Origin of the sequence: Paraburkholderia sp. OAS925 (assembly GCF_040543975.1) — a bacterium.
Taxonomy (GTDB): domain Bacteria; phylum Pseudomonadota; class Gammaproteobacteria; order Burkholderiales; family Burkholderiaceae; genus Paraburkholderia; species Paraburkholderia graminis.
In genome coordinates this window covers 1,715,634-1,736,942 of the sequence record NZ_JBEUNO010000002.1, presented here as the reverse complement: position 1 = coordinate 1,736,942, position 21,309 = coordinate 1,715,634, and the positions used below count along the sequence as shown (strand labels likewise).

Below are 21,309 nucleotides of genomic sequence, written 5' to 3'. Positions count from 1 at the left end.
CATGAAACCGAACTTTGTCAAAGTACTGGCGAGCGCCGCGTTGCTGACGCTCGCGGCGTGCGCGGTGCAACCGGAAAAGCATGCGGATTTGCCGCTCACCGTGAAGACCGTCGCACCTGCCGCGTGGAATGTCGATGCGCCGCAAGACGCCGTGAGCGCCAACGCATGGTGGGCCCAATTCGGCGACCCCGTCATGCATCAACTGGTCGAATCCGCGTTGACCGGCAACCTCGATGTGCAGGCGGCAGTGGAGCGCGTCAGGCAGGCGCAAGACCTGGCGAAGCAGAATCGCGCGGCGCTGCTGCCTGAACTCAACGCGAGCGCCACCGCGTCGAACTCGCGCCAAAACACGCCGCCGCCCCTCGGCTATGTGCGCGAGGCCGGCGTCGGCTTGACGGCGAGCTGGACGCCCGACGTGTTCGGCGGCGAACGTCTCGCGGTGCTGGCTGCTCAGGCGCAGGTCTCGGGACGGCAGTCGGCATTGAACGAAGTGCGCCTCGCGCTCGCGGCGAATACCGCCGCAGCCTATATCGATCTGCGCTGGGCGCAAGCGCAGTTGCAGATTCTCAGCGACAACGAGACGATCCGCGCCCGCGCGCTGAAGCTCACGCAACAGCGCCTGCGCTACGGGCTGTCGACGCAACTCGACGTGGCGCGCGCGCAGAATCAGCTTGAGGATTTGCGGGCGCAGATTCCGCGCGTGCAATCGGCGGTACAGCATCAATTGAGTTTGATCGCGGTGTATTCGGGGCGCACGCCAGAGAGCGTCGATACGCTGGTGCTCGCCAGCGCGCGCGAGATTCCGGTGCCGACGCAAAGCGCGCCGCAGACGTTGCCATCAGAAGCGTTGTTGCAGCGGCCGGACGTACACACCGCCTACGCGACGGTCGAACAGCGCGCCGCGGAAGTCGGCGTGTCGAAAGCGCAGCGCTATCCGCAGTTCCGCCTCAATCTCGCCGACGGCCTGCTGGCCTCGTCTTATCTCGGCTTGCCGACGCTCACCGACAACCTGTTCAGTGCCGCGTTGAACGCGACGAGTCCGATTTTCAACGCGGGCCGCATCACCGCGAATATCGATGCGAGCGAAAGCCGCATGCGCGAATCGCAGCTCGCGTTGCAGCAGACCATGCTGCAAGCGCTAAAGGAGATCGAGGACAACCGCAGCGATCTGGTCAACGGCGCAGTGCAGGTGCAGCGCCTTGGCGGTGCGCTGGATGCGTCGAACCAGGCGCTGCGTTTATCGAGCGAACTGTATAAGGGCGGCGCGTCGAGCTTCCTGGATGTGCTCGCCGCGCAGGAGGCGTATCTGCGTGACGCGGAGTCGTTGAACCAGGCGAAACGCGAGCATGCGCTTTCGGCCGTCTCGTTGTATCGGTCGCTTGGCGGCGGCTGGGATGTGCATGACGCAGTCGCGGCAGTGTCGGCAAACAACTGATCGACCGATGCTTTTGCCTACGTAAAGTCATCACGCCGGGAACAAATCATGCTGCATGACGGCTGAGTTCCTGCCGGGCCGGGTGATGAAAAAACTGCTCGAAATCTGCCTCGGCGTCGTGACCGGCGTCGGCGGCTTTCTGGAGATGGGCTCGCTGGCGACAGCCGTACAAGGCGGTGCCGCGTTTCGCTTTCAGCCTGGCTGGGCCATCCTCGTCGGCACCGTGTGCCTCGTCTTTCTCACGGAGATGGCAGGCCGGTTCTCCGCGGTCAGCCGGCATACGATCGCCGACGGCATTCGCGACCGCTTCGGCGTGAAGTTCTTCCTGTTGCCGCTCATCGCGGTCGTCCTCGTCAATGCGCTGGTTATGTCGGCGGAAATAGGAGGCGTCAGCGTTGCGCTTGAGATGGCGACCGGCATCAAGCATCCGTGGTGGGCGTTTCCCGTTGCATTGCTTGCGTGGTGTGTCTTGTGGCGCAGCACCTTCGGTGTGATCGAAAAAGGAACCTCGCTGCTCGGCCTCGTCACATTAAGCTTTGTCGCCGCGGCTATCTTGCTCAAGCCCGACTGGCATCAGGTGGCACGCGGTCTCGTGCCCAGCGCGCCGCATCACGATCCCGCGAACTACTGGTTCACGGTGGTCAGCATTCTCGGTGCGTCGATCACGCCTTCGCTGTACCTGTTCTATTCGTCAGGCGCTATCGAGGATCACTGGGACCGCGGCTATCTCGGCGCGAATCGGGCGATTGCCGGTTTGGGCATGGCCTTCGGCGGCGGGATTTCACTGGCTGTTCTGATTGCGGCCGCCGTCGTTTTTCCGGCGCACGGCATCACGCGCGTCGACGATTATCAGCAGTTGCCGCTGACGCTCGTCGCGGTGTTCGGCTTCTGGGGTTTCGTGCTGTTCATCGCGTCGCTCGCTTTCGCGTGCTTCGGCGCGACGCTGGAAATGGCGCTCGAGCAGGCGTACTTCGTCGCACAGGGATTCGGCTGGAACTGGGGCAAAAATCGCAAGCCGCGCGACGACCCAGGGTTCAGCCTCGTGTACACCTGCGCGCTCGCAATCAGCGCGATCCCGATTGCCGCGGGCGCCGATCCGCTGAAACTGACGGTGTTCTCGATGGCGCTGAGCGCGTTTAGCCTGCCGCTCACGGTCGTTCCGTTTCTCGTGCTGATGAACGACGAGAGTTATGTCGGACGTCATCGCAACGGCGCGTTCTCCAATGCGGTAGTCACCGCGATCGTCGCGCTGAGCTTCGTGCTGGCAATCGTCACGCTGCCGCTGCAGATAGCCGGAGGCACATGATGGATCTCGTGCGGGATGTACTCGACAAACAACTGGTGGATCGGCACGGCGCGAAGATGGGCCGCGTCGATGGAATCGTCGTTGAGCTGCGCCACGGCCGGCCGCCCGAGGTGATTGCGCTCGAGACCGGCCCGATAACCATAGGGCGACGCATCGGCAAGCGTGCCGCGGCCTGGGTCACGCGTCTCATGATCCGTATCGGCGGCCCACAGAACGGCGAGCCGTACCGCATTCCGTGGAATCGCGTGCGCCGCATCGAGATCGATATCGGCGTGGACGCCGACGTGGCCGATACGCCGCTTGGCAGGCGGCAGAACTGGTTGCGCGAACATATTGTCGGACGCATTCCGGGGGCTCGGCGATGACGCAACTCAACATCGAACTTGTGCTCGGCCGCGAAGTGCGCTCTCGCGATGGCAAGCGACTCGGACACATAGAAGCAATCCATCTCGCACGCGACGGAGACTCGCTATTCATCAGCGAATTCCACATCGGCCCCGATGCGTTGCTTGAGCGTCTCGCGGTGGGATTATTGCCGCAGTGGCTGCGTGAAGTGGTCCATCGCAGGAATCAGTCGCGCCGCCATCGGCTTGCGTGGGACCAGATGGACCTTAGTGATCCGCGACATCCGCGGCTGATTTGCGACGAAGCTCAACTCATAAAGCACGCGCATGCAGGTGACGACCGCGCGTGAAGCCGTGTTGCGTTGAGTGTCCCAAGGAACGTCACGTCAACTCAACGAGGCGTCGAACGGCGCAAGTCAGTCGACCAGTTGCGGGTCGTCAATCGCGCCCGTCAGCAATTGAAGAAACGCCTGCATCGCGACCGGCAACGATCGGCCTGCCATCGTCTGAATCTGAAGCGTGCGTTGATGCAATGCAGGGTTGCGAATCGGCAGCGCGGCGAGGCCGTCCGCGGCGAGCCGGCTGCGCACCGTCAGCAGTCCGGTCAACGTCACCGCATCCGTTTGGCGCACGAAGCTTTGCAGCGCCGGGTGATAGTTGCTCACGAACACGGGATCGAACACGAGCCCTTCGAGGCTGCATGCAATGTCGAATAGCTGACGGATCGTCACGCCCGTGTTGTTGATCGCGAACGGCCACTGCAGAAGATCCGCGAGCGTCACGGAGTCCTGCTTGCAAAGAGGATGATCGCGCCGCAGAAGCGCAAAGATCGGCGCGCGCTGCGAGTACACCACGTTGATGTCTTTCTCGGGCGCGATGCTGAAGCACACGGCGATGTCGGCGGTGCCTTCGCGCACGCGCTGCGTCGCGGCCGACGGCGCGGCGACGTCGAGCTGGAAATGCGTCGCCGGATGCGTCTTCAGAAAGCGCGCGAACACCTGCGGCAAGAAATGCGGCGCGACGCCTTCCGAACTCGCGACGCGAATCGTCGCGCGTCCCCCGTTGGTCAGCCCGCGAATTTCTTCGGTCACGCGTTCGGCGTCGAGCAGGCTGCGCTGCGCGTGTTCGGCCAGCAAACGCCCGGCATCGCTCAATACCATGCCGCGCGGACGCCGCTCGAAAAGCGCCGCGCCCACCTCTTCCTCGAGCTTCGCGATCTGCCTGCTCAGCGCGGACACGGCCACGTACAGCCGCGTCGATGCCTGGCTGAGCGAACCGCTGCGAGCCACCTCCAGAAAATAACGCAGTGCGGTGTTGTCCATATCGGTCGAGCTGCCCTTTGCCGTTTCGGCAACGATCGGTGCCAAATATTGTAATTGTCCACAAATATCGTCCACGCCAGGATTGCAGATAACGCCTCATCAACCGTTAGCGCCGCGGCGCGTCATTGCGCCATTGGAGAACCATGTTGACACGCGACACCGCCATCCAGCAGGCCACGGATCAGTACGACTCCGGCCGTTTTCTCGACGACCTGCAGCGCCGCGTCGCGCTTCGCACGGAAAGCCAGGAAGCCGACAGCGGCGCGCGCCTGCACGCTTATCTGCGCGACGAAATCACGCCGACGCTGACGCAAATGGGCTTCACCTGCCGCATCGTCGACAATCCCGCTGCGGGCGCCGGGCCGTTTCTGGTGGGGCACCGCCACGAGGGCGACGGCTTGCCGACCGTGTTGACCTACGGCCACGGCGACGTGGTGCGCGGCTACGACGCGCAGTGGCGCGAGGGCCTGGGACCGTGGCGCGTGACGGTCGAGGGCGAGCGCTGGTACGGCCGCGGCACCGCTGACAACAAGGGCCAGCACAGCATCAACCTGGCGGCGCTGCAAGCGGTGCTCCGCGCGCGCGGCGGCAAGCTCGGCTTCAATCTGAAAGTGCTGTTCGAAACCGGCGAGGAAGTGGGTTCGCCGGGCCTGCACGCGGTCTGCGCGCAGTTGCGCGACGAACTGGCCGCCGAAGTGCTGATCGCCTCGGACGGCCCTCGCCTCGCCGCACAACGTCCGACGATTTTCCTCGGCTCGCGCGGCCTCGTGAATTTCCGCCTCGACGTCAAGCTGCGCGACGGCGGCCATCATTCGGGCAACTGGGGCGGCTTGCTGCGCAATCCCGCGGTCGTGCTCTCGAACGCGATTGCGTCGATGGTCGACGCGAACGGCCGCATCCTCGTTGAAGGCTTGCGCCCGCCGCCCGTGCCCGACGCGGTTCGCCAGGCGCTCGCCGACATCGCTGTAGGCGGCAATCCAGGCGAGCCGGAAGTCGATGCCGACTACGGCGAGCCTGGCCTCACGCCGACTGAGCGCGTGTTCGGCTGGAACAATCTCGAGGTGCTCGCATTCCGTACGGGTAATCCCGAGAAGCCGGTCAATGCGATTCCGCCGCACGCGTTCGCGTACATGCAGATCCGCTTCGTGGTCGGCACCGATTGGGAAAATCTCGAACAAATCCTGCGGCGGCATCTCGACGAGAACGGCTTCAGCATGGTCGATATCGACGTCGAACGCGGCATGCCCGCAACGCGCGTCGATCCTCTCGATCCGTGGGTCCAGTGGGCGTTGCGCTCGCTGCGGCAAACGACCGGCGTCGAGCCCGTGCTGCTGCCGAATCTCGGCGGCACCTTGCCCAACGACGCGTTCGCCGACGTGCTCGGCATGCCCACGCTGTGGATTCCGCATTCGTATCCGGGCTGCTCGCAACATGCGCCCGACGAGCATCTGCTCGGTCCGGTGGTGCGGGAAGGACTCGGCATCATGGCGGGGCTTTTCTGGGACCTCAGCGCGCGGGATGCCGACGCGCCTCATCGCGCGAAAGCTGGTGCATCGCAACTTCCACGAAACGTTGCACAAGGACAACCGTCATGAGCACCGATACCGCCACCGCAGCCGGCACGATCGCGGCGCCTGCATCGAACGCGCACCTGTCGCGTCTGATTCTCGCGACGTCCATCGGCAACGCGCTCGAGTTTTACGACCTCGTCGTGTACGGTTACTTCGCGACGGTTTTATCGCGGCTGTTCTTTCCGGCTCACGACAAGACCGTGTCGCTTCTGCTGACGCTCGGCACCTTCGCGCTGTTGTATCTGGCGCGGCCTGTCGGCGCGCTCGTGCTCGGCTCGTTCAGCGACCGCAAGGGCCGCAAGGCATCGCTGACACTCTCCATCGCGTTGATGACGCTCGGCACCGGGCTCGTCGCGCTGATGCCGCCGTATGCGGCGATCGGCGTGCTCGCGCCGATTGGCATCTTCGCGTCACGGCTTCTGCAAGGCTTTTCGGCCGGCGGCGAGTTCGGCAGTTCGACGGCGTTTCTGATCGAGCATGCGCCTCAGCGCAAAGGCTTCATGGCAAGCTGGCAGTTCTCAAGCCAGGGCGCAAGCACGCTGCTCGCGTCCGCGTTCGGCGCCGTGCTGACAAGTACGCTGACACAGGATCAACTCGAAGGCTGGGGTTGGCGCATTCCGTTTTTATTCGGGATGCTAATCGGTCCGGTCGGGCTTTATATCCGCCGACGCATCGACGAAACGCCGGAATTCGAGCGCGCTGAAAAAGCCGCCTCGCCCGTGCGCGAACTGCTGGCCACGCAGAAGTCGCGCGTGCTCGTGTCGATCGGCACGCTCGTGCTGACCACCACGGCCAACTACATGCTGCTTTACATGCCGACGTATGCGTCGCGTCAACTGGGCCTCGCGCCGTGGGCGGGTTTCGTCGCGACCTTGCTGGCCGGCTTCATCATGATGGTGCTCACGCCGATAGTCGGTCACTGGTCCGACAAAGTGGGCCGCACGCGCATCATGCTCGGCGCCGGCGTGCTGTTCCTCGTCACCGTCTATCCGGCCTTCATGCTGATGAACGCGCATCCGTCGCTCGTGACGCTGCTCGCCGCCGTCGTGTGGGTCGCGCTGCTCAAGGCCACCTACTTCGCGCCGATTCCCGCGCTGATGTCGGAGCTGTTCCCGACCCGCACGCGCACGACCGGCATGGCGCTCGGCTACAACATCGGCACCACCGTATTCGGCGGCTTTACGCCGCTCGCCGTGGCGGCGCTGATCGCGGCAACCGGCAACAATCTCGCGCCGGGTCTTTATCTGATGCTCGCGGCTGTCATCAGCCTCGGCACCCTCATATGGGCGCGTGCGCGGCTGAACGCGCGCTGATCGTCCAATCACGCTGAACCCGTTAATAGCAGGAAATCTGGAATGCAAGAAGATTTGCAACGAGCCGTGCAGTTTGCAGTTGAACATGAGTCGCTGTGGGATCGTCACGTCGACGGCGCATGGGGTGTGCATGTGAACGATCCGCCGCCGTGGAATCGCTTGCTCGGCCCCGTGCACGATCGCGGGCCGGTGTCGGGCGCGATCGCCGTCGACGGCCGTGTGCTGACCACCTGGGGCGAACCCGATCGCGCGGACCTGACCTTCAGCGTCGCGAAGATGTACCTCGCGTTGCTCGCAGGCGTCGCGCACGATCGCGGCTTGCTGCCCGATGTGGACGAGCCCGTGCGTCTGCGCGTGCCGAACATCGGTTTCGACGACGAGCACAACGCAGCCGTCACCTGGGCGCAACTGCTTCAGCAAACCAGCGAGTGGCAAGGCACCTATTTCGGTTTGTCCGACCAGGCCGATCACTATCGCGCCGTTAACTTCGCCGCACCGCCGGATGGCAAGAAGGGCGACTTGCGTCCGTTGCAGCGTCCCGGCACGTACTGGGAATACAACGACGTGCGGATCAACCAGTTGTCGCTCGCGCTGCTTCATCTGTTTCGTCGACCGTTGCCCGAGGTCTTTCGCGAAGCCCTCATGCGCCCGGCCGGCGCCAGCGAAAACTGGCAATGGGTCGGCTATGACAACGCATGGGTCGAGATAGACGGACGGCGCATGCAATCGGTGCCGGGCGGCACGCATTGGGGCGGCGGCATGTCGGTGAGCGCAAACGATCAACTCAAGGTCGCGCAGATGCTGCTCGACGAAGGCGTCGCGAACGGCCGCCGTGTTCTGTCGCGCGAATGGATCGCGCGCATGCGCACGCCTTGCGCGATCGCGCCGTTTTACGGCTATCTCGTGTGGCTCAATACGGACCGCAAGGTGTTTCCGAGCGTGCCGGCATCGAGCTATTTCGGCGTCGGCGCGGGCAGTTCCTTTACGTGGATCGAGCCCGAGCGACGCATGACCGTTGTGGTCCGCTGGTTGAATCCGGCTGCCGCCAACGAGTTCTTTGGACTGGTGCTCGATGCGGTCGATGCCGTCCACAGCGCGTGACATGTTCCGCCGCGAATCGCCAAGTCGAAGTGTGCAGAGGCCGGCGCGATGCCGGCCATCTGTCGTCTAGAACGCGCTCTTGATGACGCCCCCATCGGCGCGCAACGAAGCGCCGGTCGTGGCCGACGCAAGCGGACTGGCGATATACGCGACGAGGGACGCGATTTCCTGCGGCGAACCGAATCGCTTGATGAGCGATGTGGGACGCACCTTCTCGAAGAACTCCTTCTCGAATGCTTCGAACGATTTGCCGTCGGCCTTCGCGAGCGTCTCCACGAATTCGCCCACGCCGCGCGATTTGGTCGGCCCCGGCAGCACGCTGTTGACCGTAATGCCGGTGCCCGCGACGGCTTCGGCCAGCCCGCGCGAGACCGCGAGCTGCGCGGTTTTCGTCACGCCGTAGTGGATCATTTCGGCGGGAATCTGCACGCCGCTTTCGCTCGAAATGAAAATAATGCGCCCCCAGTTCGCCTGCTTCATCGCGGGCAGATACAGGCGCGCAAGGCGTACGCCGCTCAGCACATTGACGTCGAAGAAACGCTGCCAGTCCGCGTCGGGAATCTCTTCAAACGGCTTCGGCTCGAAAATGCCCAGGTTATTGACCAGAATTTCGACAGCGGGATAGCGTCGCGCGAGTTCGTCGGCTGCGGCGGCCGTGCTGAGGTCGCCAGCGAATCCAAGCACGTCGCCGCCGGTGTCCGCTTTCAGTTGAGCGACCACTTCATCCACCGACGACTGCGAGCGGCCATTGACGATCACACGAGCGCCTTCCTGCGCCAATGTGCTTGCGATAGCGAGGCCGATGCCGGCCGTGCTTCCGCTAACCAGCGCGAGTTTGCCTTTCAGGTTCAGGTCCATCAGCAATTTTCCTTTTCCGTGGATGAAATAGAAATGACGGCATCCGGTGTTGAACAACCGGATGCCGTCATGCTGATATTGACATACTCGCTATCTATTCGCGCTCGCCTCCACTAATTCAATGCGCGTTCGAACCAACCGGCGCTTCGCTCGCAGACGCTGGTTCCGCGGCCGGATGCGCGGCCGGCCGCAACTCTTCAATCTCGTCGGTGTTCTCGCGATTCAGCACCACACGGGCTCTATCCATATCGATCTGCCCTTCCCAACGCGCCACCACGACAGTCGCAACGCCATTGCCGATCAGGTTCGTGACCGCGCGCGCCTCGTTGAGGAAGCGGTCGACACCGAGCAGTAATACGAGCCCTTCGACGGGAATCTTGTGCATCGACGCCAGCGTTGCCGCCAATGCAACGAATCCCGCTCCTGCGACACCCGCTGATCCTTTTGACGTCAGCAACAGCACGGCGAGTACGAGCAACTGGTCCCAGATCGACAGATGAATGTTCATGGCCTGCGCGATGAACAACGCCGCCATCGTGAGGTAAATCGCAGTGCCATCCGCATTGAACGTGTAGCCGGTCGGCAGCACCATGCCGACTACCGGACGTGAGCATCCCATCTTCTCCATCTTGATGAGCATTTGCGGCAATACGGCTTCCGTCGACGCCGTGCCAAGCGTAATCAGAATTTCGTCCTTGATATAGCGAAGGAACTTCCAGAGCGAAAGTCCGCATAGCCGCATCACGAAGCCAAGCACGACAACGACAAAGAAAATCGACGTCAGATACAGGCAAAGCATCAGTTCGCCGAACGACGCCAGCGTGCCGATACCGTACTTCGCGATCGTGAACGCCATGCCGCCGAACGCGCCGATCGGTGCAACGTACATGACGATCCGCACCACCCCGAACATGCCCTGCAAGAACATGTCCAGCATGTCGACAAACGGCGCGGTCCGTGGGCCGAGCTTGGCAAGCGAGATGGCGAGAAGAACGGAGAAGAAAATGATCGGCAGCATTTCGCCATTTGCGAATGCCCCGACAATGCTGTTCGGAACAATGCTCATGAAGAACTCGAGCATGCCGTGTTGCTTCGCCGCGTGCGTGTAAGTCGCGATTGCCGCGCCGTCGATATGCGACGGATCGACGTTCATTCCGCTACCCGGCTTGATGACATTGACGACCACCATTCCGATCAAGAGCGCAATCGTCGATGCAACTTCAAAGTAAACAACGGCCTTCACGCCGACTCGCCCCGCTTCATGAAGATCGTTCATGCGCGCAATGCCGACCACGACAGAGGCAAAGATGATCGGTGCAAGCAGCATCCGGATCAGCTTGATGAAGAGATCACCCAATGGCTTGAGTTGCGAGCCAATGTCCGGATAGAAGTGCCCCACCAGGATACCGGCGACGATGCCGATGAGAACCTGCACGTAGAGCTTCGAGACGATTTTCCTGCCTTTCGATACCAGCATGTCTGTCTCCTGTGACTGGCGTCTTCTGGAAAGAGGACGTGCGGCCACAGCGGAGCAATCCGCCCTGGCGACCACGGCTCGCTTTCGCCTTCGTTGTATTTTTTATGTGTGCACCGACGGGCGCCGCCGATGCATTTTTACTGCGAGGTTTTATACGGACAGCTTGCGCATTTCGGCGATCAGATCGGACTTGCCTTCAAAGCCGATACCCGGCAAGTCCGGCATCGTGATGTAGCCGTTGTCGACCTTGACGCCATCGGGGAAGCCGCCATACGGCTGGAACAGGTCCGGATACGACTCGTTTCCGCCGAGGCCGAGTCCAGCCGCGATGTTCAGCGACATCTGATGGCCGCCGTGGGGAATGCAGCGGCTCGGCGACCAGCCGTGCTGACGCAGCATGTCGAGCGTGCGCAGGTATTCGACGAGGCCGTAGCTCAACGCGCAATCGAACTGCAGCCAGTCGCGGTCGGGACGCATGCCGCCGTAGCGAATCAGGTTGCGGGCATCCTGCATCGAGAACAGGTCTTCGCCGGTTGCCATCGGGTTGTCGTAATAGTTGCGCAGCGTGGCTTGCAATTCGAAGTCGAGCGGATCGCCCGGTTCCTCGTACCAGAACAGGTCGTATTGCGAGAGCGCTTTCGCGTACTGAATCGCGGTATCGAGATCGAAGCGGCCATTCGCGTCGACGGCGAGTTTCTGGCCGTCTTGCAGCACGCTGAGAATCGAGTCGATGCGGCGCAGGTCTTCATCGAGCGACGCGCCGCCAATCTTCTTCTTCACGACCGTATAGCCGCGGTCGATATAGCTGCGCATCTCGTCTTTCAGCTTCTCGTGATCCTGACCGGGGTAGTAATAGCCGCCCGCCGCATACACGAAGATCTTGCGATCCGGCTGGCCATTGCCATAACGGTCCGCGAGCAACTGGAACAGCGGCTTGCCTTCGATCTTCGCCACTGCATCCCAGATCGCCATGTCGATCGTGCCGATTGCAACCGAGCGCTCGCCGTGACCGCCGGGCTTTTCGTTGGTGAACATGGTCGCCCAGATCTTGTGCGGATCGAGGTTGTCGCCTGCATCGTTGACGAGAGAGGCAGGGTCCGCTTCGAGAATGCGCGGAATGAAGCGCTCGCGCATCAGCTTGCCCTGGCCGTAGCGGCCGTTCGAATTGAAGCCGTAGCCCACCACCGGCTTGCCGTCGCGGATCACATCGGTGATGACGGCGACCAGACTCAGCGTCATCTTGCTGAAGTCGATATACGCGTTGCGGATCGGGGAACTGATCGGAACGGTCTTTTCGCGGATTTCAACGATTCTCACGGCACAGTCTCCAGAGTTTTGGCAGAGGATTGCGATACGTCGATTGCAATATGTGACGTAGCTTAATCGCCGGAAACGCTGCTAAACTTCACTTCGATTCATTTCATTTTTCACATTCGGTGAATACTGCCACCCAACCCGCCACCGACTTCGAGTTTTTCATTCTGCTTGCGAAACTGCGGAGCTTGTCCGGGGCAGCGCGAGCGCTCGATCTGTCGCCGCCCGCCGCGACGAAGCGACTCGGCGTGATCGAGCAGCGCCTCGGCGTGCGCCTCGTGAATCGAACCACACGAAGCGTGAGTCTCACGCCCGAAGGCGAAACGTATCTGCGATATGCGTCGCAAATCGTCGGGCAAGTGCGCGAGATGGAAGAGGCGATTTCGGGAGCGAAGCGCGACCCGCAAGGTCTTCTGCGCATCAACGCGACGCTCGGATTTGGCCGCACGACGATTGCCCCGCTCGTCTCGGAGTTCGCGAAGCGCTTTCCGGCCGTCGAAGTTCAGTTCGAAGTAACGGACCGCCCCGTCGATCTGGTCGAAGGCGCGTTCGATATGGCAATACGATTCGGCGAACTACCGGACAGCCGGCTCAGCGCGCGGCGCATCATGAGCAACCGCCGCTTTCTCTGCGCATCGCCGAAGTACCTGGAGAAGTACGGCACGCCCGAGCGCGTTGACGATCTCGCCGAACACCGCTGCATCATCCATCGGCAAAACGACGATGCGTACGGCGTCTGGCGCTATATCGTCAACGACCATATCGAGGCGATCAAGGTAAAAGGCGCGCTGTCCAGCAACGACGGCGACATCGTGCTTCGCTGGGCATTGGACGGACATGGAATCCTGATCCGCTCCGAATGGGATCTGGCCAAGTACGTGCAGAGCGGACGGCTCAATCTCGTGCTGCCCAACACGGTGCTTCCATCGGCCGATCTGTTTGTCTATTACCCTCGGCAGAAGAACCAGACGGTTCGCGCGCGCGCCTTCATCGACTTTTTGGTCAGCCGGTTTCAGGCGCCGTTCACGCCGGTCGAAACAGGCGTTCAACCGCGTGAACGGAATAAACGAAACGCGCGCAAATGATGGCGACGTGCCTAGTGCCCTGAGCCACTCACGCCGTCGCTTGCTCTACTGCGGCCACGCTCTGTCTGTTTTTATCCATGAACAGCACGGCTATCGTGGCAATCACGGCCGGCGCCGCAATGGCGACGAAGTTCAGCTTCAGCGGCAACGCCATTTCCATCAGAATGCCGATGATGATCGGCGCGAGAATCGCCCCGCTTCGGCCAAACCCCGACGCCCAGCCGATTCCCGTCGACCGGATCGCCAGCGGATAAAACTGCCCCGCATATGCGTAAGTGAGAATCTGCGTACCGATCGTCGACGCACCGGCGAGTCCGACCACGAAGAACAGTACCGGCGTCGGCATCTTGAAGCCGAGCAACGTGATCGACACGGCGGCGAGCGCATACATGCAAGCCAGCACATGCTTGATGTTGAAGCGATCCGCGAGCCACCCGCCGCCGATCGCGCCGATCATCGCACCGAGGTTCAGCACCAGCACGAACGTCAGCGCCGAGCCGAGCGTGTAGCCGGCGCTCGCCATCAATTTCGCGAGCCAGGAACTCAGCGCGTAGACCATGAAGAGGCACATGAAGAAGGCGATCCACAGCATGACGGTGCCGAACGCGCGTCCATCCTGGAACAGCTTGCCGATCGGCGTCGCGCGCGCCGTGCCGCCATCGGACAAAACGAAGCGGTCGCCTTCCTGCGGAACGTAATCGGGCACGAGACGCGCGGCGATGGAGCGCAACGCGTCGGTGCGGCCCGTGCGAAGCAGGAACGCCATCGACTCCGGCATCATTCGCAATACGAACGGAATCAGCAGAACCGGCAGACCCGCGGCGATGAACACGGACTGCCAGCCGAAGCGCTCGATCAAACCTTTGCCCAGCAGCGCCGCCAGCATGCCGCCGACCGAATAGCCGCTGAACATCAACGTCACCATCGTGCTGCGGATTTTGCGCGGCGAGTACTCGGACATTTGCGCGACCACGTTGGGCATCACACCGCCGATACCCAATCCGGCGACGAAGCGAAACGCGCCGAACGTCACCGGGTCCCTGGCGAAGCCGGCCGCCGCGGTAAACACGCTGAACAGCAAGACGCAAGCAGCGATCGTCCAGCGCCGGCCGATACGATCCGCGATTGTGCCGAAGATCACCGCGCCGAACATCATCCCGAACAACGCGGTGCTGACCATGAAGCCGGCGCTGGTCGCCTTGATGCCCATCTCCTTCATGATCGACGGCAACGCGATGCCCGCGACCGCCAGATCGTAGCCGTCGAAGATGATCACCAGCGTGCACATGGCGAGCACGATTGCATGTAGACGCGTAAAGCGCGCGTCGTCGCCAAGCTTGTGAATATCGATGTGCCGCATGTTGGTTCTCCTTGAACCGGCTTGAACGAGGCGCACGCGCACGGCGTGCCAGGAACAGGTGTAGCTGGCGGCCTGATTGGGATTGCCGCTCGTGTAAGTGCCCTTGGCGGGATTTCGGCGCGGCTGTATTGCCGTTCGTCAGTTCGATGCACGCGGCGGCAGCGTTAGCCGCATCGCGAAACCCGCCCGCCCCGAGTGAATGCACTATAGAGCACACTTAACATGCACCATAATGCTCGTTAACACTAGCGCAGCGCGTTGCATCGGGTCGACGAGGGCTCGCAGAGGGCCGCTCCGTCGACGGCCGCCGGGCGGCGATATACTCGGCTACTTCAGCCGTCCGCCTTCGTGGGAATCGAATGAATTCATCGCCGACCGACGCGGCCGCCGACGCAGCGCCCAAAGAGCCCGTGCTCGTCGCACTGGGTGAGCGCGTCCGTCTTTTGCGCGCGCGGCGAGGCATGACGCGGCGCGATCTGGCTCATCAGTCGAACGTGTCCGAACGTCATCTGGCCAATCTGGAGATGGGCAGCGGCAACGCGTCCCTGCTCGTGCTCGCGCAACTCGCGCAAACGCTGGGCTGCTCAGTCGCGGCGCTCGTCGGCGATCCGTTGAGTTGCTCGGCCGAAGGCGAGCAGATCCTGGAGTTGTTGCGCGATCAGCCACCGGCTGCGTTGCAGCACGCGCTCGAAACACTCAGGCAGTCGCTCGCCGCCCGTTCCGCGGACCCTGGCCGCTATCGGCGGATTGCATTGATCGGCTTGCGAGGCGCCGGCAAATCGACGCTCGGCAAAATGCTGGCCGATGCAATGGGCTTGCCGTTTATCGAACTCACGCGCGAGATCGAGCGGATTGCGGGCTGCAAGCCGTCCGAGGTTCATGCGCTGTATGGCGCGACCGCCTATCGGCGTTATGAGTTCAGAGCCCTCGAAGAAGTCCTGAAGCGCGAAGCGGAAGCGGTCATCGCGTCGCCGGGTGGACTGGTATCGGAGACGCGCACATTCAACCTGCTTCTGTCGCGCTGCTTCACCGTCTGGTTGCGCGCGACGCCCGAGGACCACATGCAGCGTGTTATCGATCAGGGCGATCTGCGGCCGATGGCAGGCCGAAGCGAAGCCATGGACGACCTGCGCCGCATCCTCGCCGGCCGCTCGGAACTCTATGCGCGCGCGGACGTTGCTTACGACACCAGCGGCAAGACGTTGAAGCAGGCTTATCGAGGATTGCGCGAGCTGGTGACGGCGAGCGTCGAATCAAATACGGGGGATGGCTCTTGGGCGTCAACTTCGACCTGAACGATTTGCAGGCGTTTCGAGCCGTCGTGGAGTTGGGCAGTTTCCGCAAGGCAGCGGAGGCGGTCAATATCTCGCAGCCGGCGCTGAGCCGGCGCATCGAGAAACTCGAAGCGGCGCTCGGCGTGCGGCTGTTCGAGCGGACCACGCGCAGCGTGACGCTGACCACCGTCGGCCGCGTGTTCGCTCCGAGCGCGGAACAGCTTCTCGACGATCTCGACGTCGCCTTGCTTGGCATCCGCGACGTTTCCAGCAGCCGCCTTGGTCATGTGACCATCGCCTGCGTGCCGTCGGTTGCGTACTATTTCCTGCCGAGCGTCGTTGCCGCCTATCACGCCCGCTATCCGCGCATCCGCGTCAAGCTGCTCGACTCGAGCGCGAACGAAGTGCTCGGCTCGGTCATCAGCGGCGAAGCCGACTTCGGCGTCAGCTTCATGGGCAGCCAGGAGCCCGAGGTGGAGTTCAAGGTTCTGCTACAGGAAAGGTTCGTCGCGGCATGCCGGCGCGATCATCCGCTCGCCCGCAAGACGCGCGTGTCCTGGAGCGAGCTTTATGAACACGAATACGTTTCCGTCGACAAGACATCCGGCAACCGCCTGCTGCTAGATCAGGCGTTGACCAGCGTGGCGCCGCCCGTGCCGAGCGTCTGCGAGACGCGCCATGTGACCACCCTGCTCGGCCTGATCGAAGCGGGACTCGGTGTGGCCGCGGTGCCTTCGATGGCGATGCCGATGCGCGATCATCCCATCTTGACCGGCGTGCCGCTCGTCGATCCGGTCGTGACGAGGCGCGTCGGCATTCTCAAACGCCGCGGCCGCCCGCTTGCGCCGGCCGCGCAACAGTTCCATCAGATGATTCTCGAGGCCAGACGCAGCAGCACGGCGCGCGCGGCCAAGAAGACTTCGAAATGACATTGGCCAGGCCATTGCGGCTGCTTTACGTGCAGGTGCTGCTCGGCATGGCGCTCGGCATGACCGTCGGCCATGTGTGGCCGCAGATCGGCGCATCGCTCAAACCGCTCAGCGATGCGTTCGTCGCGCTGGTACGCATGATGATCGCGCCGATCGTGTTCTGCACGATCGTCACCGGCATTACTTCGCTCGCGAGCGGCTCGAAGATCGGCCGGACCATCCTGAAGGCGCTGGCGCTCTTCTACTGTCTGACCATCGTCGCGCTCGTTCTCGGGCTCGGCACCGCGTTCGCGCTGCATCCGGGCGCGGGAATGCACATCGACGCGCATCATCTGGATACGGCCATCCTCGCGCACTATTCGGCGCGCACCGAGTCGCACGGACTCGTCGAATTCGCGCTGCATGTGATTCCGCAGACGCTCGTCGGCGCGTTCGAGAAAGGCGAAGTGCTGCCGGTTTTGCTGCTCGCCCTTCTGTTCGGCTTTGCATTGAACGCGAGCCCAACAGCCGGGCGGCGGGTGCAGGAAATGATCGACAGTGTCGCGGACGTGCTCTTCCGCATCCTCGCGATGATCATGCGGCTTGCGCCCGCCGGCGCGTTCGGCGCGATGGCGTTCACGGTCGGCCGCTTCGGCATTCGTTCGATCGGCTCGCTCGGCATGCTGATGCTGTCGTTCTACGTGGCGTGTCTGCTGTTCGTGATCTGCGTGCTCGGTCCGCTCGCGCGGCTGCATGGCTTCTCGCTGTGGAGGCTGCTGCGCTACATTCGCGAGGAACTCGTGATCGTGCTCGCGACGTCGTCGACGGAACCGGTGTTGCCGCGCCTTATCGTCAAGCTCGAAGCGCTCGGCTGCGACAAGGGCATCGTGGGTCTCGTGCTGCCTGCGGGCTACTCGTTCAACCTGGACGGCACGGCGATCTACCTGACGCTTGCCTCGATGTTCATCGCTCAAGCCTGCGATGTCCCGCTCTCCGGCGGCCAGATCGCGACGATGCTCGCCGTCATGCTGCTGACGTCGAAGGGCGCGGCGGGCGTATCGGGCAGCGGGCTCGTCGCGCTCGTCGCGACGCTCGCCGTGATTCCCGACTTGCCGCTTGCGGGTGTCGCGCTGCTGGTCGGAATCGATCGATTCATGTCCGAAGCGCGCGCGCTGACGAGTGTGATCAGCAACGCGTGCGCGGTGATCTTCGTATCGATGTGGGAGCGTGCCTGCGACCGGACGCGTCTGGGAGAAGCATTGAGCCTCGCGCACGCGCCGGAAGAAGCATTCGATCAGCCCGCCGATCTGCCGGGCTGAGTGCTTGCCTTCAATGATTGCGTTGAATGGTTGCCTTCGTCAGTGCGAGGCGACGGAATCGAGCCCGGTCGATCGCACTTCCGGCTGCGCGGCGGGCGACGCAAGATACTCAAGCAGCGCTTTGGCCTCCTTCGGATGCTGCGCGCCGACCGGAATGCCGGCCGCGAAGCGCGTGACAGACTGCAGCGACTCCGGAATCTTGCCGACGTACGCCGCGCCCTTCACGGGCAGCAACTCGCTCACCTGCTGAAATCCCAATTCGTAATCGCCGCTTGCAACGACCGACGCCACCGGGATCTTCGGGATCATTTTCGCCTTGCCCTTCATCTGTTCCTCGATGCCGAGCCGCTTGAACAGTTCGCGCTCGACATACACGCCGCTTGCGCTGTCCGAGTAAGCGATCGAGCGGGCATGCAGCAAGGTTTGCTTAAGCGCCGCCTCGGAGCCGATGTCGGGCTTCGGCGAGCCCTCACGCACGACCATGCCGATGCGCGAATCCGCGAGTTCGACGCGCGAATCGGGGATCACCTTGCGCTGCTTGATGAGGTCGTCGAGTGCATAGCCGACCATGATGACCACGTCGGCCGGCTCGCCGCGTTCGAGCCGGTTCCGAATGGCTTCGGGCGACTTGCCCATCGACGGGCCGAACGCGGTATCAAGTGTATTGCCCGTCGACGCCGCGAATTGCGGTCCGAGCACTTTGTAGGCGGCCGTGAAGCCGCCCGAGCTCATCACGCGCAGATCGGCGGCCTGCACATTCGTCACAGCGGCGGCGCTGCCGAGCAACGCCACGGTACACAAGTTCAGGAAGAAGGATTTCATGGTCGGAAGAATGTCAGTGTGAAGTCCGAACGAGCGACGCAGCGATGCATCACTAAGCTGCACGCAGCGGCGCGGCACGGCGTCGATACAGTGCGATGGTCGCGCCGAGGCCGCACATCGCGGCGAAGCTCATCCAGTAGCCCGGCGCGGCCTTGTCGCCTGTCATGTGAATCAGCGCGGTCGAGATGACGGGCGTGAAGCCGCCGAACACCGCGGTCGCGAGGCTGTATGCCAGCGAGAAGCCAGCCACGCGCACTTCGACCGGCATCACTTCGGTGAGCGCGACGACCATCGCGCCGTTGTACATGCCGTACATGAACGAGAGCCACAGCAGCACCAGCAGCATGTTGACGAAGCTCGGCGCGTGAGCCAGCAGCGACAGCGCGGGATAGGCCGTCGCGATCGCCAGAAGCGTCATGCCGAGCAGCAGCGGACGACGCCCGATGCGATCGGACAGCGCGCCGCCGATGGGCAGCCAGATGAAATTCGAGATGCCCACGCACAGCGTGACGAGCAGACTGTCCGCGGTGCTCAGATGCAGGACCGTCTTGCCGAAGGTCGGCGCATACACCGTGATCAGATAGAAGCTCGTGGTGGTCATCGAGACCAGCAGCATGCCCGCGACCACGACATTCCAGTTCTGCACGAGCGTCGCGAAGACTTCTTTCATGCTCGGGCGATGCTGACGCTGCTTGAATTCCCGCGTCTCCTCGAGATTGCGTCGCAAGATGAAGATGAACGGCACGATCATGCAGCCGACGAAGAACGGCACGCGCCATCCCCACGCAGCGATCGCCGCCGTATCGAGCCACTGATTGAGCCCGAAGCCGAGCGCCGCCGCGATCACGATCGCCACTTGCTGGCTCGCCGACTGCCAACTGGTAAAGAAACCCTTGCGGCCCGGCGTCGCCATTTCGGCGAGATAGACCGAGACGCCGCCCAGTTCCGCGCCCGCCGAGAAACCTTGCAGCAGGCGTCCAATCAGCACGAGCGCCGGCGCAACAAGTCCGAGCGTCGCGTAGCCGGGTACGAATGCGATCAGGATTGTGCCGCTCGCCATGATCGACAGCGTGACGATGAGGCCTTTACGCCGGCCGACATCGTCGATATACGCGCCGAGGATGATCGCGCCGAGCGGCCGCATCAGAAAGCCCGCGCCGAACACGGCGAACGTCATCATCAGCGAAGCGAATTCGCTGCCCGCCGGGAAAAACACGGCGGCGATCTGCGTGGCGTAAAAGCCGAACAGGAAGAAGTCGAACTGCTCGAGGAAGTTGCCTGCCGTCACGCGCAGCACGGCGGATGTCTTCGATTGCCCGGGAGCCACAGGCGTTGAGGAAGCATGCATCGAGGGTGTCTCCAGAAATTTCGAACTCGCGGGGGTGCGGGCGGTTTGTTGTTTGTCGAATCTTCGCCCGGCGCGCGGGAAACGATAAGTGCTATTTTCTGAATGATCGATGCACGGTGGTTATCAATCGCGGCGCGGCTCAACCGGTCTGCGATTGCGGGCACTCCGTCTGAAACCAGTAGTCGACGAGGCGCTGCGCGGCTTGCAGATCGTCGGGATAGTAGGGATCGTCATACCAGGGCGACGGGTCGTAGCCGGCTTTCCTGAGAGCCGCGAGTTCGCTTTGATGTTGGCCCATCGTCGGCGGCGCGTTGGTTTTTAGCGCCGCGAGGTCGCGGCACTCCGTCGGGCTGAGATGCGGTCCCGCGTATGGCGCGCCGCCGACCACGCAACCGGCGAGCAGAAGCGCGAAAGCCGACGATGCCCACACTGCCGGCAGTGCCCACCGTGCCGGCCGAAATGTTTGCCGTGTGCTCATACCGGTTGCGCTCCACAAAAATACTGCATGTCGAATTTACGACCGTTACACGCGAATGTTGGAACAGCGTCTATTCGTCTCCACTGTAGTACACATAGCCCGGCTGACGCAGACGAACCTGTCCGTACGGTTCATCGGTCGTATTGCCTTGCATCGGAAACTTGTCCCACAGCAACGCCCTGCCCTCCATCTGCTGTCTGTCCACCTCGGGATGCGTCGCCTTGTACTGATTGAGAAACTGCTCGAAGGGCGATACGTATAGCCCTTTTGTCGCATCCGAAGCGTTATTTGACGAGCGGCCGAATAGCTTCATTTCACTCTCTCACATCGTCCACATTGAAGGCGCACGCCGAACCGCGCGTGCGCGTGTGCATTGCTGAATACAGCTAGCCGCGTGCCACGCGGCGCATACCGGCAACAAGCGCTAACGCGGCCCGTGCCGTTGCTTTGCGCCGCCGCCGGCTCCGTGGTCCTTGCCGGCCTTGGTGTGATTCGCCGCGTGTTGTCCGCTGCCCGGCTTGCCGCTGGGCGTCGTTGCAGGCTTGCCGGAGTTTGCTTCGGCCTTGGCGTCCTGCTCGGTGCGATTATCGGGGGGAGCGGTCTTCACGATTGGTCCTCCATTTGCGCATGGCGCGGTAACGATCCAGCGACGCGCGAGCCGCACACGTCGCTGG

Annotated in this window: 21 protein-coding genes; 11 read left to right on the top strand and 10 right to left on the bottom strand. The window is 62.8% G+C overall.

Features of this window, described 5'->3' with window-relative positions:
* Position 1: 1 nt before the first annotated feature.
* From ABIE53_RS26570 to ABIE53_RS26555, 4 genes are read left to right on the top strand one after another with little or no spacing between them, the layout of a single operon-like run.
* A complete protein-coding gene (locus ABIE53_RS26570; protein WP_006046550.1) occupies positions 2–1,435 on the top strand; it encodes an efflux transporter outer membrane subunit in 1,434 nt (477 codons plus the stop codon).
* 55 nt (positions 1,436–1,490) lie between these two features.
* Complete coding sequence (locus ABIE53_RS26565) at positions 1,491–2,741, top strand: NRAMP family divalent metal transporter (protein ID WP_006046549.1); 1,251 nt, start codon at positions 1,491–1,493, stop codon at positions 2,739–2,741.
* Positions 2,738–3,106, top strand: a complete 369-nt coding sequence (locus tag ABIE53_RS26560; RefSeq protein WP_198143895.1) for a hypothetical protein — start codon at positions 2,738–2,740, stop codon at positions 3,104–3,106. The genes ABIE53_RS26565 and ABIE53_RS26560 overlap by 4 nt, the downstream gene beginning before the upstream one ends.
* On the top strand, positions 3,103–3,435 hold the full coding sequence (locus tag ABIE53_RS26555; RefSeq protein WP_006046547.1) for a hypothetical protein: 333 nt from the start codon (positions 3,103–3,105) through the stop codon (positions 3,433–3,435). Before ABIE53_RS26560 ends, ABIE53_RS26555 begins: the two co-directional genes overlap by 4 nt.
* 66 nt (positions 3,436–3,501) lie before the next feature.
* On the opposite strand, the gene ABIE53_RS26550 is transcribed toward ABIE53_RS26555, so the two are convergent.
* A complete protein-coding gene (locus ABIE53_RS26550; RefSeq protein WP_006046546.1) occupies positions 3,502–4,407 on the bottom strand; it encodes a LysR family transcriptional regulator in 906 nt (301 codons plus the stop codon).
* 146 nt (positions 4,408–4,553) lie between these two features.
* Between ABIE53_RS26550 and ABIE53_RS26545 the strand changes: the two genes are divergently transcribed.
* Genes ABIE53_RS26545 through ABIE53_RS26535 form a run of 3 tightly spaced genes read left to right on the top strand, consistent with a single transcriptional unit; the run spans position 4,554 to position 8,392 of the window.
* Positions 4,554–6,002 carry a M20 family metallopeptidase gene (locus ABIE53_RS26545; RefSeq protein WP_192699461.1) on the top strand — a complete coding sequence of 483 codons (1,449 nt, stop codon included), beginning with the start codon at positions 4,554–4,556 and terminating at the stop codon, positions 6,000–6,002.
* Positions 5,999–7,291 (top strand): MFS transporter, encoded by a 1,293-nt coding sequence (locus tag ABIE53_RS26540; protein ID WP_192699233.1) that lies wholly within the window; start codon positions 5,999–6,001, stop codon positions 7,289–7,291. The genes ABIE53_RS26545 and ABIE53_RS26540 overlap by 4 nt, the downstream gene beginning before the upstream one ends.
* Before the next feature lie 42 nt (positions 7,292–7,333).
* Positions 7,334–8,392 (top strand): serine hydrolase domain-containing protein, encoded by a 1,059-nt coding sequence (locus ABIE53_RS26535; RefSeq protein ID WP_175130842.1) that lies wholly within the window; start codon positions 7,334–7,336, stop codon positions 8,390–8,392.
* Between the two features lie 66 nt (positions 8,393–8,458).
* Here the strand turns inward: ABIE53_RS26535 and ABIE53_RS26530 are convergent, their stop codons facing one another.
* From ABIE53_RS26530 to ABIE53_RS26520, 3 genes are all read right to left on the bottom strand, one after another.
* Positions 8,459–9,250, bottom strand: coding sequence for an SDR family NAD(P)-dependent oxidoreductase (locus ABIE53_RS26530; RefSeq protein WP_006052123.1), 792 nt, complete (start codon positions 9,248–9,250; stop codon positions 8,459–8,461).
* Between the two features lie 118 nt (positions 9,251–9,368).
* Positions 9,369–10,727 (bottom strand): C4-dicarboxylate transporter DctA, encoded by a 1,359-nt coding sequence (gene dctA, locus ABIE53_RS26525; RefSeq protein WP_006052122.1) that lies wholly within the window; start codon positions 10,725–10,727, stop codon positions 9,369–9,371.
* 150 nt (positions 10,728–10,877) lie between these two features.
* On the bottom strand, positions 10,878–12,044 hold the full coding sequence (locus ABIE53_RS26520; RefSeq protein WP_006052121.1) for a mandelate racemase/muconate lactonizing enzyme family protein: 1,167 nt from the start codon (positions 12,042–12,044) through the stop codon (positions 10,878–10,880).
* Positions 12,045–12,163: 119 nt separating this feature from the next.
* Between ABIE53_RS26520 and ABIE53_RS26515 the strand changes: the two genes are divergently transcribed.
* A complete protein-coding gene (locus tag ABIE53_RS26515) occupies positions 12,164–13,126 on the top strand; it encodes a LysR family transcriptional regulator (RefSeq protein ID WP_006052120.1) in 963 nt (320 codons plus the stop codon).
* A 28-nt stretch (positions 13,127–13,154) separates the two neighbouring features.
* Here ABIE53_RS26515 and ABIE53_RS26510 read toward each other — a convergent pair whose 3' ends face one another.
* Positions 13,155–14,486, bottom strand: a complete 1,332-nt coding sequence (locus tag ABIE53_RS26510; RefSeq protein WP_053859365.1) for an MFS transporter — start codon at positions 14,484–14,486, stop codon at positions 13,155–13,157.
* A 359-nt stretch (positions 14,487–14,845) separates the two neighbouring features.
* On the opposite strand from ABIE53_RS26510, the gene ABIE53_RS26505 reads away from it, so the two are divergent.
* Genes ABIE53_RS26505 through dctA (ABIE53_RS26495) form a run of 3 tightly spaced genes read left to right on the top strand, consistent with a single transcriptional unit; the run spans position 14,846 to position 17,987 of the window.
* A complete protein-coding gene (locus tag ABIE53_RS26505) occupies positions 14,846–15,781 on the top strand; it encodes a helix-turn-helix transcriptional regulator (protein ID WP_107707532.1) in 936 nt (311 codons plus the stop codon).
* Positions 15,760–16,689: a LysR family transcriptional regulator gene (locus ABIE53_RS26500; RefSeq protein ID WP_006052116.1), complete on the top strand. Its 930-nt coding sequence runs from the start codon at positions 15,760–15,762 to the stop codon at positions 16,687–16,689. Before ABIE53_RS26505 ends, ABIE53_RS26500 begins: the two co-directional genes overlap by 22 nt.
* Positions 16,686–17,987: a C4-dicarboxylate transporter DctA gene (gene dctA / locus ABIE53_RS26495; protein ID WP_006052115.1), complete on the top strand. Its 1,302-nt coding sequence runs from the start codon at positions 16,686–16,688 to the stop codon at positions 17,985–17,987. The genes ABIE53_RS26500 and dctA (ABIE53_RS26495) overlap by 4 nt, the downstream gene beginning before the upstream one ends.
* Before the next feature lie 39 nt (positions 17,988–18,026).
* Here dctA (ABIE53_RS26495) and ABIE53_RS26490 read toward each other — a convergent pair whose 3' ends face one another.
* From ABIE53_RS26490 to ABIE53_RS26470, 5 genes are all read right to left on the bottom strand, one after another.
* Positions 18,027–18,809, bottom strand: coding sequence for a substrate-binding domain-containing protein (locus ABIE53_RS26490; RefSeq protein ID WP_192699234.1), 783 nt, complete (start codon positions 18,807–18,809; stop codon positions 18,027–18,029).
* 52 nt (positions 18,810–18,861) lie between these two features.
* A complete protein-coding gene (locus ABIE53_RS26485) occupies positions 18,862–20,157 on the bottom strand; it encodes an MFS transporter (protein ID WP_006052113.1) in 1,296 nt (431 codons plus the stop codon).
* Between the two features lie 139 nt (positions 20,158–20,296).
* Positions 20,297–20,635 (bottom strand): DUF4148 domain-containing protein, encoded by a 339-nt coding sequence (locus ABIE53_RS26480; RefSeq protein ID WP_006052112.1) that lies wholly within the window; start codon positions 20,633–20,635, stop codon positions 20,297–20,299.
* A 70-nt stretch (positions 20,636–20,705) separates the two neighbouring features.
* Positions 20,706–20,948 carry a DUF3460 family protein gene (locus tag ABIE53_RS26475; RefSeq protein ID WP_006052111.1) on the bottom strand — a complete coding sequence of 81 codons (243 nt, stop codon included), beginning with the start codon at positions 20,946–20,948 and terminating at the stop codon, positions 20,706–20,708.
* A 111-nt stretch (positions 20,949–21,059) separates the two neighbouring features.
* Complete coding sequence (locus tag ABIE53_RS26470; RefSeq protein WP_006052110.1) at positions 21,060–21,242, bottom strand: hypothetical protein; 183 nt, start codon at positions 21,240–21,242, stop codon at positions 21,060–21,062.
* Positions 21,243–21,309 lie beyond the last annotated feature (67 nt).